This is a genomic window from Litoribacter populi, assembly GCF_007483685.1.
Classification (GTDB): Bacteria; Bacteroidota; Bacteroidia; order Cytophagales; family Cyclobacteriaceae; genus Litoribacter; species Litoribacter populi.
This window is the reverse complement of sequence record NZ_VMKN01000003.1, coordinates 43,990-61,868: the sequence shown is the minus strand read 5'-3', so window position 1 is coordinate 61,868 and position 17,879 is coordinate 43,990. Positions and strand designations below refer to the sequence as shown.

At 43.7% G+C, this 17,879-nt stretch carries 14 protein-coding genes; 6 read left to right on the top strand and 8 right to left on the bottom strand.

Annotated elements, in window-relative coordinates; genetic code table 11:
- Window position 1: 1 nt before the first annotated feature.
- Complete coding sequence (glmS, locus tag FPL27_RS19010) at window positions 2-1,843, top strand: glutamine--fructose-6-phosphate transaminase (isomerizing) (protein WP_143962824.1); 1,842 nt, start codon at window positions 2-4, stop codon at window positions 1,841-1,843.
- A gap of 219 nt (window positions 1,844-2,062) precedes the next feature.
- Window positions 2,063-2,866, top strand: coding sequence for a sulfite exporter TauE/SafE family protein (locus FPL27_RS19005; RefSeq protein WP_143962823.1), 804 nt, complete (start codon window positions 2,063-2,065; stop codon window positions 2,864-2,866).
- A gap of 124 nt (window positions 2,867-2,990) precedes the next feature.
- Here FPL27_RS19005 and prmA read toward each other — a convergent pair whose 3' ends face one another.
- Together prmA and tpiA are read right to left on the bottom strand one after the other, a co-directional pair.
- A complete protein-coding gene (gene prmA / locus FPL27_RS19000) occupies window positions 2,991-3,821 on the bottom strand; it encodes a 50S ribosomal protein L11 methyltransferase (RefSeq protein ID WP_143962822.1) in 831 nt (276 codons plus the stop codon).
- Complete coding sequence (gene tpiA / locus FPL27_RS18995; protein ID WP_143962821.1) at window positions 3,821-4,582, bottom strand: triose-phosphate isomerase; 762 nt, start codon at window positions 4,580-4,582, stop codon at window positions 3,821-3,823. Before tpiA ends, prmA begins: the two co-directional genes overlap by 1 nt.
- A 57-nt stretch (window positions 4,583-4,639) precedes the next feature.
- On the opposite strand from tpiA, the gene FPL27_RS18990 reads away from it, so the two are divergent.
- Window positions 4,640-5,137 carry a regulatory protein RecX gene (locus FPL27_RS18990; RefSeq protein ID WP_143962820.1) on the top strand — a complete coding sequence of 166 codons (498 nt, stop codon included), beginning with the start codon at window positions 4,640-4,642 and terminating at the stop codon, window positions 5,135-5,137.
- 148 nt (window positions 5,138-5,285) lie between these two features.
- Here the strand turns inward: FPL27_RS18990 and FPL27_RS18985 are convergent, their stop codons facing one another.
- From FPL27_RS18985 to FPL27_RS18970, 4 genes are all read right to left on the bottom strand, one after another.
- A complete protein-coding gene (locus tag FPL27_RS18985; protein WP_143962819.1) occupies window positions 5,286-5,927 on the bottom strand; it encodes an AlbA family DNA-binding domain-containing protein in 642 nt (213 codons plus the stop codon).
- Window positions 5,928-5,935: 8 nt separating this feature from the next.
- Window positions 5,936-6,370 (bottom strand): hypothetical protein, encoded by a 435-nt coding sequence (locus FPL27_RS18980; RefSeq protein ID WP_143962818.1) that lies wholly within the window; start codon window positions 6,368-6,370, stop codon window positions 5,936-5,938.
- A 46-nt stretch (window positions 6,371-6,416) separates the two neighbouring features.
- The gene (uvrB, locus tag FPL27_RS18975; RefSeq protein ID WP_143962817.1) at window positions 6,417-8,456 is read right to left on the bottom strand and encodes an excinuclease ABC subunit UvrB; all 2,040 of its coding nucleotides are present in this window, start codon (window positions 8,454-8,456) and stop codon (window positions 6,417-6,419) included.
- A 128-nt stretch (window positions 8,457-8,584) separates the two neighbouring features.
- Window positions 8,585-9,898, bottom strand: a complete 1,314-nt coding sequence (locus FPL27_RS18970; protein ID WP_235893501.1) for an Lnb N-terminal periplasmic domain-containing protein — start codon at window positions 9,896-9,898, stop codon at window positions 8,585-8,587.
- Window positions 9,899-9,904: 6 nt separating this feature from the next.
- Here FPL27_RS18970 and FPL27_RS18965 point away from each other — a divergent pair, with 6 nt between their 5' ends.
- Window positions 9,905-12,163: a T9SS type A sorting domain-containing protein gene (locus FPL27_RS18965; protein WP_143962816.1), complete on the top strand. Its 2,259-nt coding sequence runs from the start codon at window positions 9,905-9,907 to the stop codon at window positions 12,161-12,163.
- Window positions 12,164-12,374: 211 nt separating this feature from the next.
- On the opposite strand, the gene FPL27_RS18960 is transcribed toward FPL27_RS18965, so the two are convergent.
- On the bottom strand, window positions 12,375-12,599 hold the full coding sequence (locus FPL27_RS18960) for a hypothetical protein (RefSeq protein ID WP_143962815.1): 225 nt from the start codon (window positions 12,597-12,599) through the stop codon (window positions 12,375-12,377).
- A 439-nt stretch (window positions 12,600-13,038) separates the two neighbouring features.
- Between FPL27_RS18960 and FPL27_RS18955 the strand changes: the two genes are divergently transcribed.
- Window positions 13,039-13,560 (top strand): CHRD domain-containing protein, encoded by a 522-nt coding sequence (locus tag FPL27_RS18955; protein WP_185974423.1) that lies wholly within the window; start codon window positions 13,039-13,041, stop codon window positions 13,558-13,560.
- 123 nt (window positions 13,561-13,683) lie between these two features.
- Here the strand turns inward: FPL27_RS18955 and FPL27_RS18950 are convergent, their stop codons facing one another.
- On the bottom strand, window positions 13,684-14,961 hold the full coding sequence (locus tag FPL27_RS18950; protein WP_143962813.1) for a sterol desaturase family protein: 1,278 nt from the start codon (window positions 14,959-14,961) through the stop codon (window positions 13,684-13,686).
- Window positions 14,962-15,302: 341 nt separating this feature from the next.
- Here FPL27_RS18950 and FPL27_RS18945 point away from each other — a divergent pair, with 341 nt between their 5' ends.
- Window positions 15,303-17,783 (top strand): S9 family peptidase, encoded by a 2,481-nt coding sequence (locus FPL27_RS18945; RefSeq protein WP_143962812.1) that lies wholly within the window; start codon window positions 15,303-15,305, stop codon window positions 17,781-17,783.
- Window positions 17,784-17,879: the final 96 nt, after the last annotated feature.

Here is a 17,879-nt window from a genome sequence, read left to right as displayed (position 1 = left end):
TATGTGTGGAATTGTAGCGTATGTAGGTGAGCAGGATGCGTTGCCTATCATTATCAAAGGACTTAAAAGGCTAGAGTACAGAGGTTATGACAGTGCGGGAGTAGCGCTTTTAAATGATAATGGGCTTAGTGTTTACAAAAAGAAGGGTAAGGTTTCCGAGTTGGAAAATTCTTTGCTGGACAACCCTCATTTGAACTCTAAAATCGGTATTGGACATACCCGTTGGGCCACTCACGGTGAGCCTAATGATGCCAATGCCCACCCCCATTATTCCTCTACAGAAAATTTTGCAATGATTCATAACGGGATCATTGAAAATTATGAAGTGCTTAAAACTGACCTTTTGAACAAAGGTTATGTGTTTCATAGTGAAACTGACTCTGAGGTTTTCATTAACTTCATAGAGGACATCCACAAGAACAACGACTGTACTCTTGAAGAAGCTGTAAGATTGGCTTTGCACAAAGTGGTAGGTGCCTATGCGATTGTCATCATGAGCAAAGAAGAGCCTGACACGCTGATTGCGGCTAGAAAAGGTTCTCCTTTGGTGATTGGTGTTGGGGAAAATGAATACTTCTTGGCATCAGACGCCACTCCAATCATCGAATACACCAACCAAGTTGTGTACTTGGATGATTATGAGATTGCCGTGATCCGTAACAACAAGTTGCAGATCAAAACAATCGAAAATGTAGAGACCAACCCCTATATCAACCAGCTTGAAATGGAACTGGAAGCTATCGAAAAAGGTGGCTATGAGCATTTCATGTTGAAGGAAATCAATGAGCAGCCAAGATCCATTGCTGATTGTATGAGAGGCAGACTGGATGCCCAAAACGGCCGATTGATCGTAGGTGGATTGAGGGATTATATCAACAAATTCCAAAATGCCGACCGGATTATCATCACCGCTTGCGGTACTTCTTGGCATGCCGGATTGGTGGCTGAATATCTTTTCGAAGAGTTTGCCCGAATCCCGGTTGAAGTTGAATATGCTTCCGAATTCCGTTACAGAAATCCGGTAATCAATGAAGGTGACTTCGTGATCGCCATCTCCCAGTCGGGTGAGACTGCCGATACTTTGGCGGCTATTGAATTGGCCAAGTCAAAAGGTGCGACTATCTTTGGGGTTTGTAACGTGGTAGGTTCTTCCATCGCAAGAGCTACGCATGCGGGATCATATACACACGCCGGACCGGAAATCGGTGTAGCATCTACAAAAGCATTTACTGCTCAGATTTCAGTATTGACCATGATGGCCCTAATGTTGGGTTATCAGAGAGGTACCCTTTCTGAAACCAAATACATACAGCTTCTAAGCGAACTTGAGGCTATTCCTAGCAAAGTAGAGAAAGCATTGCTTCTCAACGAGCAGATCGAGAAAATCTCCGAGCAGTATAAAGACGCCCGAAACTTCCTATATCTAGGTCGTGGATACAATTTCCCAGTGGCTTTGGAGGGTGCGTTGAAGTTGAAAGAAATTTCCTATATTCATGCTGAAGGTTACCCGGCAGCAGAGATGAAGCACGGGCCTATTGCCTTGATCGATGAGGAAATGCCTGTGGTATTTATTGCCACTAAGGACAGTTCTTACGAGAAAGTTGTCAGTAACATCCAGGAGGTGAAAGCCAGAAAAGGCAAAATCATCGCAGTGGTGACTGAAGGTGATACTTCCGTGAAGGCTATGGCCGACCACGTGATCGAAATCCCACATGCACACGAGGCATTGGTACCTTTGATCTCTGTGGTGCCGCTACAGTTGCTTTCTTACCATATCGCTGTGATGAGAGGCTGCAATGTGGATCAACCAAGGAACCTGGCCAAATCCGTAACCGTAGAATAAGTAAAAGGAAAAACCATATAAAAAGCCGCAGAAGAAATTCTGCGGCTTTTTGTGTTTTAAAGGGTTCACGCTACGACCCAGAGGTTTCGAAACGATTCGCTGTTGCGTTTTTTAGGTAAAATTCAACGTTGTGGAAAAAGTTTCTATTGTAACAATGATCACTTTGTAGTGAATTTATTGCTTGTATTTTTGTAGTCTCTAAAAAAAATAATTGGAATAATGGATATCATTACCATACTGGGATATATTTCAGCATTGATCATAGGGATTAGTTTGGGACTTATAGGGGGAGGCGGGTCTATACTCACCGTCCCGGCTATGGTTTACCTGCTTAGCATCAGCCCGGTATTGGCCACAGCCTATTCCTTATTCGTGGTTGGGGCGACTTCTTTGGCTGGATCATTTTCATTTATGAAAAAAGGACTCGTAAATTATAAAACAGCAGCAGTGTTTGCTACCCCTTCGTTTTTGGCCGTTTATCTAACTCGGAAATTTTTGGTGCCCGCCATTCCTATAAAAATCTTCTCGATAGGGGATTGGGTGCTAACCAAGGATATAGCCATCATGGTATTTTTTGCCCTTATTATGCTAGCAGCATCCTACTCCATGATAAAGAACGGTAAGAAAAAACTAGAAGGGAAGGAAGGAGAGATCAAATTTAACCTTCCTCTGATTGCCGCTGAGGGCGCAATAGTAGGAGTGGTTACAGGATTGGTAGGAGCCGGTGGAGGATTTTTGATCATTCCTGCATTGGTGTTATTGGCAAACTTGCCCATGAAAATGGCCGTGGGAACTTCCCTTTTGATAATTGCGGTCAAATCCCTTATCGGTTTCTTGGGAGACCTCAGCACCCAGGCTATTGACTGGGCCTTCCTAGGTGGCTTTACAGCCCTCTCCCTGATAGGAATATTCGTAGGTAGTTACCTCTCTTCCAGAATTGACGCCAAGCACCTTAAAAAAGGCTTCGGATACTTCGTCCTGATCATGGCGGTTTACATTTTAGCTAAGGAAATGTTGTTTTGAGTTAAATAAAAAAAAACCGCAGAGGCAAAGAGAACACAGAGTAAGAGGTAAGAAGTAAAAAGTAAGAGGTAACAGAACTTCTTACCTCTTACTTCTTACCTTTTACTTATTTTTCTGTACTTATTCAACCCTTCTCAAAAACCAAAGCAGTCCACTTATCCTTCACCTTCTGGTCTTTTTTGACAAAGCCTAAAGAGGTTGCCTTCTGCTCAATGTCCACAACGTCGTGGTCGTAGAAACCGCTCAGCAGAAGATGTCCTGATGACATTACTAGTTTCTCATAAGCCTCCATTTCATCCAAAAGCACATTCTTGTTGATGTTGGCTAGGACGATGTCAAACTGCCCTTGAGGGTTGACTTCACGGATAGTCCCAAGTCCCATTCGGACATGTTGCATGCCGTTCAGGTCAAAGTTCTCATTCCCGTTATCCACGCACCAGTCATCAATATCAAATGCCTGAACTTCAGTAGCCCCAAGTTTGTGAGCCATAATGGCTAAAATACCGGTTCCCGATCCTATGTCGATCACGCTTTTACCTTGATGGTCAAGGTTCAGTTGATGGGTCAACATCAAGTAAGTAGTGGCATGGTGGCCGGTCCCGAAGGACATCTTCGGATTGATCTCAATCTCATGTTTGATCTCCGGTTTGGAAGCGTGGAAGGATGCCCTGACATAAACCTGATTGCCTACCTGGATGGGGTCATAATTTTTCTCCCATTCCGTATTCCAGTTTACCTTTTCCATTTTTCCTTCCAACACCGAGATTTCCGCAACTGCAGTGTACCTTGCGATGACCTCATCAAATCCGGTCCGGTCAAAATTATTGTCCTCAGCATATGCCTCAAACCCTTCCTCGTTTTCCATAAAGGAATCAAAACCTACTTCCGCAAGCTCCGCTATGAGGATTTCAGTAAACTCCTGCTTACAGGATATCTTAAACTCTAAATATTCCATTAAAATGATTTGATAATATCCATGAAATCACGGGATTTTAGAGAAGCTCCTCCGATAAGACCGCCGTCCACATCAGGTTTAGAGAAAATTTCCTGCGCATTGTCAGGTTTGCAGCTGCCACCATATAGGATAGAAATCCCATCAGCAACCTCTTGGCCATATTTGGATGCTAGATGCTTTCTGATCGCTGCATGCATGTCCTGTGCCTGATCTGAAGATGCGGTTTTTCCTGTTCCGATAGCCCAAATAGGTTCGTAAGCAATGACCAACTTGGAAATATCCTCCTTAGAAAGATCAAAAAGGCTTTCGCTCAATTGTTGGGTCACATACTGCTCTTGTGTTTCGCTTTCCCTGACTTCCAGGGACTCCCCGCAGCAGAAAATGGGAGTCAAACCATATTTCAAGGCCTGTTTAACTTTGTCGGCCAACACGTCATTGTTCTCACTGCAAAATTCTCTCCTTTCACTATGCCCGATGATGACATACTTCACCCCGAAAGATTCCAAGATCTTGGCAGAAACCTGTCCTGTATAGGCACCGGATTCTTGATCGGAGCAATCCTGGGCACCAACAAAAAGGTTGGACACTTCCCCCACTAGCTTCTTGACACTTGGAAGGTGCAAATATGGAGGGTTAAGAATTACGGTTACATCCTTTGAACGTTCGTCCTTGATCATATTGACGATTTCTGATGTCAACTTCTGTCCCTCATCGTAGGTACAGTTCATCTTCCAATTGCCTGCTACTATTTTTTTTCTCATGTTTGTATGGTTATCGGTTTGATTTTTCTAGATTTTTAAAAGGTTAAAAATACGCAAATGTCTTTCCAAAGAAAAGATTATGCTGAATCTAAAGCTCAAAAAAAGCTGACCCCTTCCCAGGCCAAGGTGAAGATCGGTGCATTTTGTGCCTATCAGGAACGGTGTCAACAGGAAGTGAGGGATAAATTATATACCTATGGATTACATTCCGATGATGTGGAGGAGTTGATCAGCTTTCTAATCACGGAAGGCTTTCTCAATGAGGAAAGGTTCGCCCAAGCATTCGTGGGAGGGAAATTTAGAATCAAAAAGTGGGGGAGAAACAAAATTCTACGGGAACTCAAGCTCCGCAACATCAGCCCGAATTGTATAAAAGCAGGAATGAAGGAAATTGATCCGGAGGATTACTGGATTACTTTGAAAGTGGTTTTTGAAAAGAAATGGGAAAGCGTGAAGGATAAGGACGATTTTATTAAACGCCAAAAAGTGATGAAATATCTTTTAGCTAGAGGGTTTGAAATGGATTTGGTACAAGATGTTTTGAGAGAATCTTAGGCATTGTAGCAGAAAAAACTTAACTCCTTAAAAAAAACTTAGTGCGACTTTATTAAAATTTTGCGCTCCTTAGTGACCATTTTTTTTTAGGAAATGGCCACGTTGCGCCCGTTGCGTTTTTCGTTGCGCCGTTGCGAGAACTTGTTCTTCAATCCTTTAGCTTTAAAGTATACAAATCCTCTCCCTCCTGGGGGATGATTTCCAATACATTTGCCAATACCATTCGGACTAATATACGGGAGGCGGCAAATCGGGGCAGCATGGCTAATTTTGCAAATTGCTTAAGGGTGATGGTCTCTTGTTCTTTCAAAGCCTTCATTAACACATCCTCCTTTTCCCCATACTGAAAAAATACATCCTGCTCCCTCTTTTGTTTTTTGAGGATTTCCCACACTTCCTTACTGGCCTGCACGCTCCTGTCCTTTACCCGAATAAATGATCGCCTCTTCTTTTCTTCTAGAAAGTAATGAGGACGGGAAGGGCTTTTATCAAACCTAAAAACCGCCACGCCTTTTTTGGCATTGATAGGAAGGATGTGCTTTTCGTAAATTAGTTTCGGTTTAATATGCTCGGCAATGGTTTTGTCCAAAAGGAATACATGTTCATCCACGTAGCGCTGGCCGCTTACGGTTCCGTCATCATCCACGCCGATAAGTAGGTATCCTCCATCGGTATTGGCCAAGGCGATAACCTCCTTGATAATCTTATCAGGGTGGGCTACTTTTTTCTTGAACTCAATATGTAAGCCTTCACCCTGCTTAGCAAGGTTGGCCACCTCCCGGAGGGTCATTTTTCAAATTAGTTTAGCAGGATACTTATTCCAGCTCTTATTCCCGCTGTTTGGGTAACCGCATAATAATCCACAATTCCTTCAAGTCGGAACCTATAGCCAAGATTGTGGCTGTAGCCGGCTCCCAATGCCAAATCGCTTTGACTGCCTAAGAGTCCCCGTATCCGCACAAAAATGGGGTCTCCGAAATATACCCTAGAACCTAACGAAACTTGGTTAGAGAAATCTGAATTGATCTCATAACCCGCTGAGAGACTTAAGAAATATCTTACAAAATAATGCCCTTCAAACCCTGCCTGGTAGCGTTGAAACACCCCTGGGAGGTCGGTGCGGAAAATGTCACCACCTCCTGCAACCATAATGGATCCTTCGCCCTGCTGCGCTTGGAGCTCGGAGAACATTAGAAAAACGAATGTAAAGGAGAGTAGTATGTACTTTTTCATTTGAGTCTATTATATTGACAATATAACCTATAAATAGTATAAAATGCTAAATTACGTTACGGTTCAACTCTTCTAGGCGCTTTTTAAGCCCCTGCCACTCATCTCTTAACCTTGCCGCCTCCATAAAGTTTAATTCCTTGGCGGCTTTCTCCATCAGCTTCTGAGTCTGGTTGATCAACTTTTCTAGTTTATCCTTGCTCAAATACTGAACAACCGGGTCAGCAGCCACGGATTGTTCCACACTAATTTCCCCATCGTAGAACTTAGCCCCCTTCTTACTATCAGCAACTTTGGTGGAACCCATGATTTTTTCTCTGGACTTGATGACAGTTTTTGGAGAAATACCATGCTCCTCATTATAGGCCATCTGGGTTGCTCTTCTTCGGTTGGTCTCATCGATGGCCACCTGCATGGACGCGGTAGTTTTATCAGCATACATGATCACCCGACCGTTTTCGTTTCGCGCAGCTCGTCCGATTGTCTGCACCAAGCTCCTCTCGTTTCTCAAAAAGCCTTCCTTGTCGGCATCCAAAATGGCTACTAAAGAAACCTCCGGAAGATCCAATCCTTCTCTAAGCAAGTTGACACCCACCAAAACATCAAATACACCTAGTCGAAGCTCCCGCAAAATTTCAACCCTGTCTAGGGGTTTTACCTCCGAGTGGATATAACGGGCTTTTACCCCAGCTCTTTCCAAGAACTTGTTCAATTCCTCTGCCATCCGCTTGGTAAGCGTAGTCACCAGCACCCGGTCTCCGGCCTTGATTGTCTGGTCAATTTCCTCCAGCAAATCATCAATCTGATTGCCACTTGGCCTCACATCGATCACCGGATCAAGCAGACCTGTCGGTCTGATTATCTGTTCCACAACCTCCCCCTCAGTTTGGGCAAGTTCATAATCGGCAGGGGTGGCACTCACAAAAATGACCTGATTGATCAAGGCCTCAAATTCATCAAACTTCAGCGGCCTATTATCCATCGCTGATGGCAGTCGGAAACCGTAATCTACCAGATTGACCTTTCTGGCCCTATCACCACCCCACATGGCACGTACCTGCGGCACGGTCACGTGACTCTCATCTATGACCATCAAGAAGTCATCCGGGAAGTAATCCAACAGGCAGAATGGTCTTGTACCGGGAAGCCTACGGTCAAAATACCTGGAGTAATTTTCCACACCCGAACAGTAACCCAATTCCCGGATCATCTCTAGATCAAACTCGGTCCGTTCTTTCAACCTTTTGGCTTCCATCAATTTCATATCCTTTTCAAAGAAAGCAACCTGACTTACCAGGTCGTCCTGGATTTCATGAATTGCCACATCAATCACATCCCTACCGGTAACAAAAAGGTTGGCGGGGAAAATGGAGATGATATTTTCATCAGCGATTTTTTTACCCGACTGCGGGTCTATGCGCTGAATGGACTCAATCTCATCCCCCCAGAAATAAATCCTGTAAGCAAAATCGGCGTAAGCCACAAATATGTCAACTGTATCTCCTTTTACCCTGAATGTACCATGGGTAAACTCCGCGCTGGTCCGGCTGTAAAGAATGTCCACCAGCTTGTACAAAAACTGGTTTCGGGGAATTCTGTCGCCTACTTGCAAGCGGATGACGTTTTTGCCAAACTCTTCAGGGTTTCCGATACCATAAATGCAGGAAACGGATGCCACTACGATCACATCCCTTCGCCCAGATAGCAATGCAGAGGTTGCGCTCAATCGAAGTTTTTCTATCTCCTCGTTGATGCTTAGGTCTTTTTCAATATAGGTGCCGCTGGTGGGAATAAATGCCTCCGGCTGATAATAGTCGTAATAAGAAATGAAATATTCGACCGCATTGTCAGGAAAGAACTGCTTGAATTCACCATATAGCTGGGCAGCAAGAGTTTTGTTATGGCTGAGTACCAAGGTGGGTTTCTGTACATTTTGGATGACGTTGGCCACGGTAAAAGTTTTACCCGACCCGGTCACCCCCAGTAAAACCTGGGAGCGCTCGCCAGAATTGACGGAGTCCGTAAGTTTTTTTATTGCCACCGGCTGGTCTCCAGTGGGTTCGTAGTCAGAAATTATCTTGAAATTCATAGTCAGCTTCTAAATTAAAAACGCTCAGTACCCCAAGCTAGATAAAGAATGCTTTTTCGGGCAAATTTGTTCTGTGGTTAAAAGTTAACCGCGGAGTCGCAGAGGAATCAGAGGGTTATCTAATTTTTTCACCTCCGCACCCTCTGCGCCTCTGCGGTTAATTTATTTTCTCCTCTTATAAACCTCAGCCTTTCCAAATGATAATACAAATAATTGCTCCTCAATATAATGATCAACAATATAGGGATGATGCTGGAGTGGAAGTCTTGGAATCCAAGGATCCAAAACACCAAGGTCAGGTTGGCCAGCATCATGGCAAAAAACAAATATTGCTTGACCCAATTTGCTGGTCTTCTCATTTGCAAGCCGTAAAGCAAGACTAAATGTACCGGGAAGCCCCAAAGGATATTCCAGTTGTAAACGGTGGTGGTATGCTCTGTGAAAAACCACAGGAAAGTAATGACTAACCCGATCAATCCAAGAATGCCAAACAAGGCCATATCGGCACCAACAAATAGCCTCTTCCTTATATAGCCGATAAATGTCAAAACTATAAACCCAATGGCCAATAACCAAAATAACATGTGAGGATTTAACACTTCATTTTCCTGGTCTACCAATGGGTAATCAAGAACAACTCTGGCGGGTTCGGCCAAAAGTCGGGTAGGGCCGTCTCCCACGATTACAGCTCGGGCAAAGGCTGCCTCCATGTAATCGGGCAAGAATTGTCTTTCTCTTTCCGACGCTTCCTGGTCAATAACACTGCCTAATGCCAAGTCAATCCCAAAATCCGCCCAAGGTAAACGATAAACGTATTCAAAAATGAGGTCTCTGAACGTTTTAGGCTCATAGCTCACAGGATCATTCCAATCCAGATTCCTGCCCAAGACAGCCTCCATGATATCCCTGATCCTGGTCGAACAGTTGTCATAGAAGAAATCATAGCGGTAATAAACATTTTCAGGTTTCGCGTTCTCATTCAGCAATGCCACCGTCCTTTCAACTTGCTCGGGGGAAAGGTCCAATACCTGTTCGCGAACACCCCGCTCGAAATACCGATAATGGTAAAGAAACTGTTCAAAGGTGCTCAGGCTAAGAAAATAATCCAATCGGCCTTGTGCGAATTTGATGTAGAAGTTAGGATCGTCAAAATCAAAGGTGCCCCAGTTGAATACCAGGTCCTTGCCGGTCTCCATATCCAGTACCCTCAGGGCGCTATGGCCAAAGGAGCTGTACAGCTCCTCACCCGGATCGCAGGTCAGTAGGCTGATTTGATAACGTTGGGTCTGGGCGGCTGATATTAAGGGGGTTAGGGTGAAAAAAAATATTAGAACTATTGCATTAAGAATAGATTTTTGGTTATCTTGTACATACTTTTTTCCATTTGCTGGAATAGCTTTTTGATTACCGTGTAGCGTACTTTTTTCCCTGACCTTTTTCACACTTATATGAGCTTGCTTGACTTATTTTCACAACGAAAATACAAGATAATCCTTGTATTGCTGTTTAATCTTGCAATTAACGCAAAATATTGCCCAGCCCAAAACCTGAATAGTTTCCGGTCTGCCCGGACTGGTAATTTTGATGCCTTAAATACTTGGATGCATTGGGATGGTGAGGAGTGGCGAGCTGCTACTCGGCTGCCGGGGAGGGAGGATGAGATTTATATTGAAGATAAGCATACTGTTAGGTTAGCCAAAGATGAAGAGATTGGTAATGTTTTCATTTTTGCAGATACAGGCGCTGGTCAAAAGCTGACTTTAAATGGCAGGTCTCTGTTTGTTTATGGGACTTTAAATGCTTTCAAAGGTACAGCACCTGGGGAGCCAGGTGGTACTTGGAACAGTCAAAATTGGATTGGAAATAGTGTCGAGAGCAAGATTGTTTTTAAGGGAGAAAGTCGGACCATAATTACAAGAGGTGCCTGGAGTGGATTTAATACCAATAGTCGTTACACAGTTGTTTTTGACCCAGGCGAAGGGAAAACATTGACTTTAGAAGAGCCTTTTAAATCAATTGGGTTTACCATAAATTCAGGTAAATTAATTCAAACAGAAAACAGAGGCGTCACTCCAATTCGATGTTCAACCTTTTCTGCAAATAATGAGGGGCCATATGGAGAAGGGTTTGTAATTGTGAAAAATGGTGCTAGACTAATTTCTGATTGCACCAGAAATATTGCTTTTCGGTCTGACAACAATCCCATTGGTCAATTCTATATCGAATTAGGAGCGGAGCTCGAAATAACTCAAAATAATAATTATTTGCTGGCCAATGACCTTCGGCTAGAAGGCGAGCTAATTTACTCCAGTCCATCAGGAAACCAAGGATTACTTCAGATTGGGAATCACTCCATCACTTCATATCATAGCCTTCAATTTTTAAATGCTTCCTCGAAAACGATAACTGACGAAATTAGCTTTACAGGTGATTTTTATTATGATGGAGAAGGTCCCCTTTTGGATAACAACACCGTTTACCGCCTGACCGGCTCCTATACTCAAAACATCGATCGCAAAGGCAAACCCCTTTATGCACTAACTGTGGATAAAACAGCAGGGCTAGTTGGCTTTAATCATGATGTGCAGATTTCTGAAAGCTTCCACCACATAGGTGGGGACCTCAATTTCGAGGGGCATAAGCTAATTTTAGAAAAGCCCGACTACCTATATCTGTCCGGCAGCTGGATCAATTTACCTTCTTTTACCCTCAACAGGCTTCCCTATGACATGAATGAAGCCAACGCTACCTTCCCTTTTTATGACAGGGAGGTGAATGGGTTGAGGAGTTTGAAGCTTCTCGGAAGTCCCGGAGCCACTAACTCACCTCTACATATCAAAAATGTCGAAGTCCCAGGGATCAATCACAACCCAGGTTTCAGCGATAGAGATGGCACACCGATACTTCACAAGCTGAACAGTTATTACGAGATCCTTGCAGCTCCTTCAGTGATGAACGATCTTACCATGAAAATTAGGGCTGATGAGTTGATTGTGGTGGATCCCGATGACCTTAGGATCGTCAGTGATACACATGCCGCACCGGGGAACCATGAGCAAGGTGCCGATTATGGATACTTTTTGGCTAAACGAAACCTGAATTTCGATGAACTGCAAAGCCAGACCTTTACCATTGGCAGTACTGGGATGTTATCAATTCTTCCACTTACCTGGATTGACTTCAAGGCAGGTTATCAGAACAGGGAAACCCGATTGACTTGGTCGGTAGCTAAGGAATTTGGGAATGAGAAGTTTGTGATCCTACGGTCCATCGGCAGCGCCAATAAGTTTGTGCCCATAGGGGAGGTTCAAAGCAAAGGAGATCATGAAGGCATTAGCGAGTATGTTTTTTCCTATTATGAAAACCACTGGAACAACTCGGTTTATTATCAGATCCAGCAAATAGATTATGACGGAAGGTCCACCTTTAGTGAGGTTCGTGCAATAAGAAGCCAGGAACAGCTTCCCCAACTTTTTGAATTCTACCCCAATCCTCACCTAAGTGGCAAGGTAAACCTGAATTTTGCCAAACAAGAAGGAACTTGGGTTAAAATCTCAAGCATGACCGGCAAAGTGATTTTCCACCAGGATGAAATTATCCAAATTGAAAAGATTGAGGAAATACTGGAGGCTTTGAGGCCTGGTATTTACTTGATTGAAGTCGGCAGTGGCAGCAATAGGCAGGTGAAGAAGTTTTTGAAAGAGTAGGGATAGGGCCATGTATTTCTTTTTATTTTATTAACATCTATTCAAGCCTAACAAATTCTAATATACCCGCGTCGGGTCCTGAAGCATCTAATTTCATTTTACTGTCTTCAAGACAGCAGGCCCACATTGAACTTCGTATGCTAGGTGCATATCCCACTATGCCTTATGGTGAGGTATAAAGCATCCAGTCTTCTCATGTTAGGTGGAAGGATTATTTCGATTGTTTTAAATTCTTATAAACAATATAAATATTAATAAAGTAAATAGAGAAAATAGTTATGGTCGCTATTGGCAGATATTTTGAAAAAGGGAAATCAAATAATTCCAGCCACAGAATTTGTTGTATGATTAATATTAAAATACCAATCAATCGAAGTGGCTTTGCTATTTTAGATTTTTTCTCAAGTTGGCCTGAAAGAGAGGTTTTATTTGCCATCGGGGTTTATTAGTTTTAAAATAAGAATAGAATGATTCTCTCACTTTGACATCATTGATTATTTTCCCAATATAAGGGGTAAACGGCGTTTTTAAAAGTTTCTTTGTGATCGTATTCACGAGATTACCGGTTGCTAATTTATGCCTTAATGGACTCCTCCCATTCTAAAAGTCCAAGGTCATTGTGGTAGCTAATCTGGGCTGTCTTTCATAGATGGAATCTTAAAGCGTTTCTAAAAATCTCTAGCCTGCGCTTTATTCGAATTATCAAACTTACGGTTACTGAAAAGTTCAACCCTTTCCGACATATGGGCTTAATCCATATGTCAGATGTTGAGGACAAAAAAGCTCCTCCCTTTGCGCTTCTTTTTTTCTTAGCGGTTAATTCGACAAACGATTTGCCGTTGTGGAGGTTATATAGACAACCAACTATACGACCTATGAAACCTATAATTTTTATACTTTGCCTGGCCATGTATGCTTGCAGCACCAAGGAGGTGCAAACAGTTGATGAAGAGGTGTTGACCTTTTCGGTAATGATGGTTCAAGAAAACGTAGCCACGGCAAGTATGGGGGAGATCACCCCTGCCAGTGGGGGAGCAAAACTGACCTTACTGGGTAATGAGCTTACCGTCACGGGTGAGTTTGAGAACCTGAATATCCAGATGCAGGATAACAGCGAACAACCCCAAACTCCCGTTGTTCACATACACCCAGGTGTTCCAGGTGAAGAAAATGCCTATCTATATGAATTGGAGGTTAAGATGCATGATGACGGAGATAGTGGGACCTTTTTTGGAACCTTTGATTTGTCAGATGATGAAGTGGCCTTGTTAGCCGATGGCCGCCTATACATGGATCTCCACACCCACCCCCAAGGCCCCTCCACCATCCGCGACCAAATTCAAATCTATGAACCGGAAGATTTTGAGACGTTTTTGAGCTTTAGGGTAGAGGAGTAGATGTTCCCTGCGGGAACGGGTTAGAGGGTTAGTGTAAAAGTACGAAATACGAAGGAAACGTACTTTGTACCCCAAAAATCATGATGAATGTCGAATGATGAATAATGAAATTTACGGAAAAAATTATTTGGTACCTAGTACCTGGTACTTGGTACTCACCGATCCCTTGACCATAAAAAACGCCGCCATGCCAGCCGACAATACCATATAAGATCCCACTACACCGGTATACCAAAATCCAACATTCTCCGTGGCGCCAAACCAGCTTCCCATGTAGAATATAAGACCTAGGCCAAGCAGAGATTTAACTGTCTCCATATATAGGGCAAGCGGATTTCGGTCCATTAGTTCAGTGTAGCTATACACGGAAAGGACGACGAAGACACCGTATACAACAGCTCCCGTAAACCCAATATCCTGAATAAAGGCGAAGAGGTAAATTAATAGGAAATAATTAAAAAGCAGCTGAACCCAAGCCCATCGCTGGAAGACTTTGGTGGTTTCCTGTCCGTATTTTTGATAGGTGTAGGGGTCCTTGATGCTGACTAGGGGAAATTTTTCCTCTACATCTTTTGGCCTCCAACCCGTAGGCATAAACCAGATCCGCATTTTGTCCCACCAGCTTTTAGCATAGTAAGCATCCCTGACAAGAACCCAAAAATGTTGGAAATTGATCTTGATAGGATTCCAGGTACGGGCGGGTCTCGAGATACCATAAACACAAGGCACCTCGGGCATTTCCTTTTGGAAGGTGCCAAACAATTTGTCCCAAACAATGAATATCTGTCCCAGATTTTTATCCATATACTCCTTATTCACCGCATGGTGGACGCGGTGATGGGAGGGGGTGACGATTACATGTTCCAAGACTCCCAAGTTGCCGATAAGGCGGGTGTGGTACCAAAACTGCAGGAACAAATGCAAGGGGGCAACCGTAGCTATAACCTCAACCGGGACCCCCACAATGGCCCCTGGGGCCAATAGGAAGGCGAAGTAACTGAACACCGTCGAAATTGTTTGCCTCAATCCACAAGCCAAATTGAACTCCTCACTGCTATGATGGATCACGTGACGGTTCCACAGGATGTTGATCTTGTGTTCCCAACGGTGCTGCCAGTAGCCCTTGAAGTCAATGGCTACGAAAGTGATGAGGTAAACCATCCACACATTTTCTATATCAAATATCGCCACTCTATCCACCAGCCATTTGTAGGAAAGAATGGAAACCGTAAGCCCCAAAACGTCTTTGATCACATTGGTAAGGCCCGAGCTGATGCTCGATACTGTGTCCAGGGAATTGGATACTTTCCTGCCCAGTTTCCACTCGAAAAACTGCTCGATCAAGATCAGGGCAAGAAATATGGGCATGGCAATATTTAAGACTTGGGCGTATTGTTCCATGGCGTTATACCGTGCTGAAGCTCAGTTTGTTTTGTTTAAATCTGGGTTAAAAGTTAAAAAGAATTTTTAGGAGTTGGAAGTGCGAAGAGGAAATTTCTTCTTATAAAGTTGCAGCTGTGTGTTCAGAAATAATGATATTCAATAAAAGTTGAAGGTATATCTACAACTTTATGTGAATTTGTAATAAGATGAATATATATCTTCATTCTCTGCGGTGAAATTTTTATAAATGCCCCTATTTTCCGGCTTCGGTCTTCTGTCTTCCGTCCAGCACTTTTACATCAGCGGTATCTTTCTTTTGTCCTATTAGCCTTAGTTTAGGACTTGAAAAAATCCTAAATATGAAATATAGATTATTGGGCATCGGGATGATGCTGCTTTCCTTTGGGGCGTTTGGACAGGAGTCTGGGCAGAAAGGAAATTACGAACTGGCGGCAAAATTCAGCCCCGAGAAGGTGAAAAAGATGGTTTTCTCTACCCAAGTGGACCCCCACTGGCTGAAGAAATCGGATAAGTTTTGGTACAGCTACGAAACCCAGGATGGAAAACTCTTCTATCTAGTAGACCCAGCCAAAAAGACTAAAACGCCATTGTTTGACCGTGACCAATTGGCTATGGAGATTACGAAAGTGGTAAAAGATCCATTTGACGGGCAGCACCTCGACCTGACCGGCTTGAGATTTTTGGATGATGAAAATACCATCAAGTTCAAGGTTAAAAGCTCCGAGGAAGTCCTTAAAAAGGACTGGGACAAGATCAAGGAAAAGAATAAAAACGCGAAAGATTCCCTAGAAAACAGGGTTTTCACTTTCCATTATGATCTTACTTCCAGAGAACTGACCGAAATCGAGGACGATAAGGAGGACAAGAGAATGGCTTGGGCAAACATAGCACCGGATTCTTCCAAGGTAGTTTTTGCTAAGCACCACAACCTTTATTGGATGGACAAGGAGAATTTCCTGAAGGCAGTGGAGGATGAAAAAGACAGCACCATCGTGGAACATCAGCTGACCGAGGATGGTGAGGAGTATTACGATTATGGCATTGGAGGCCGTGGTGAGGATAATGTAGATCGGGAGAAAAACAAAGATAAGCGCAAAAGAGCCATGGCGATGTGGTCTCCAGATGCCAAGCAGTTTGTTATCAGCCGCTCAGACAGCAGAAAAGTAAAAGATCTTTGGGTTATCCATAACTCCAAGAACCCGCGCCCAACTTTGGAAACCTACAAGTATGCCATGCCGGGTGAGAAAGAGCAGCCTGTTCAGGAGCTTTATCACTATTCATTTACAAACGAAGAACTTCAAAAACTCGAGATCGCCACTTTTGTGGATCAGAATATAGGTCTTTGGTCTGCCTCAAGACCAAACAATACGAGAGATGATGAATTCAGACCGGTAATTTGGTTGGGAGACGATGAGCAGTTTTTCTTCTCCGTTACTTCAAGGGATTTAAAAAAGGTAGACATCGTTCGCTGGAACTTGAAAGACAACAAGAAGGAAGTCATCGTGGAGGAAAGAAGCAATACCTACATTGACATCAACAAACCTGAGCTTGTCAATAATGGCCGGGATATCATCCATTGGTCCGAAAGGGACGGCTGGGGACACCTTTACCTTTACGGGGTAGACGGAACTTTGAAAAGACAGCTAACTACTGGAGCTTTCCATGTGGATAAAGTGGAAAGGATAAATGAGAAAAACAAAAAGGTTTACTTTGTCGCCAATGGCAAGGAGAAGGGTGAAGATCCATATTACGAGCACCTTTACAGCGTCAGCTTGGACGGTGGTCCGATGACGCTGCTCAATAATGGTGATTTCAACCATTCATCCAATGTCAATGACAACGCCACCTATTTTGTCAACAATTACTCAAGAGTTGATGCCGCCCCAGTAGCAGAATTGATGGATGCCAATGGCAAAAAAGTGATGGATTTGGAAACAACTGACCTTTCCAGGCTTTTTGCTGCAGGGTATAAATTCCCGAAGCCTTTTACTTTCAAGGCTGATGATGGCATTACCGATTTATTTGGGGTGATGTATTTGCCATATGATTTCGATTCAACAAAATCTTACCCCTTGATCCAGTATGTTTATCCAGGTCCTCAAACCGAAGCGGTGAACAAAACTTTTAGCAAAGGTATGGATAGAGTTGACCGCTTGGCGCAGTTGGGCTTTGTGGTAGTTACGATCGGTAACCGTGGTGGCCACCCTGGAAGGTCCAAGTGGTATCATAATTACGGCTATGGAAACCTGAGAGACTACGGATTGGCGGATAAGAAAGCAGCCGTGGAGCAACTTGCGGACAGACATAGCTTCATCGACCGGTCCAAAGTAGGTATTCATGGCCATTCAGGCGGAGGTTTTATGTCTACTGCGGCCTTGCTTGTTTACCCGGATGTGTTTAAGGTAGCGGTATCAAGTGCCGGTAACCACGAAAACAACATCTACAACCGCTGGTGGTCAGAAAAGCACCATGGTGTGAAAGAGGTTGAAAACGGTGACGGAGAATCCAAGTTCATTTATGACGTGGAGAAAAATCCTGATTTGGCCAAAAACCTAAAAGGTCACCTATTGTTGGTAACCGGAGACGTGGACAACAATGTACACCCGGCCAACACCATCCGTATGGCAAACGCCTTGATAAAGGCCAACAAACGCTTCGACTTTATCACCCTGCCTGGACAGAGACATGGGTTCGGCGACATGACCGAATACTTCTTCTGGAGAATGGGTGACTACTTCGTCCAGCATCTGCTCGGGGACAATACTCCTCCTCCGGTGGATATGATGGAGGTGCAAAGGGAGAAGGCTTTGACTAAATGATGTCGGATGTCGGATGTCGGATGACCGATGAGGAAAAGTGATGGGAGAGGCTCAGGAATGGGCCTCTTTTTTCGTGGGCTTTTGTAACCTAACTCA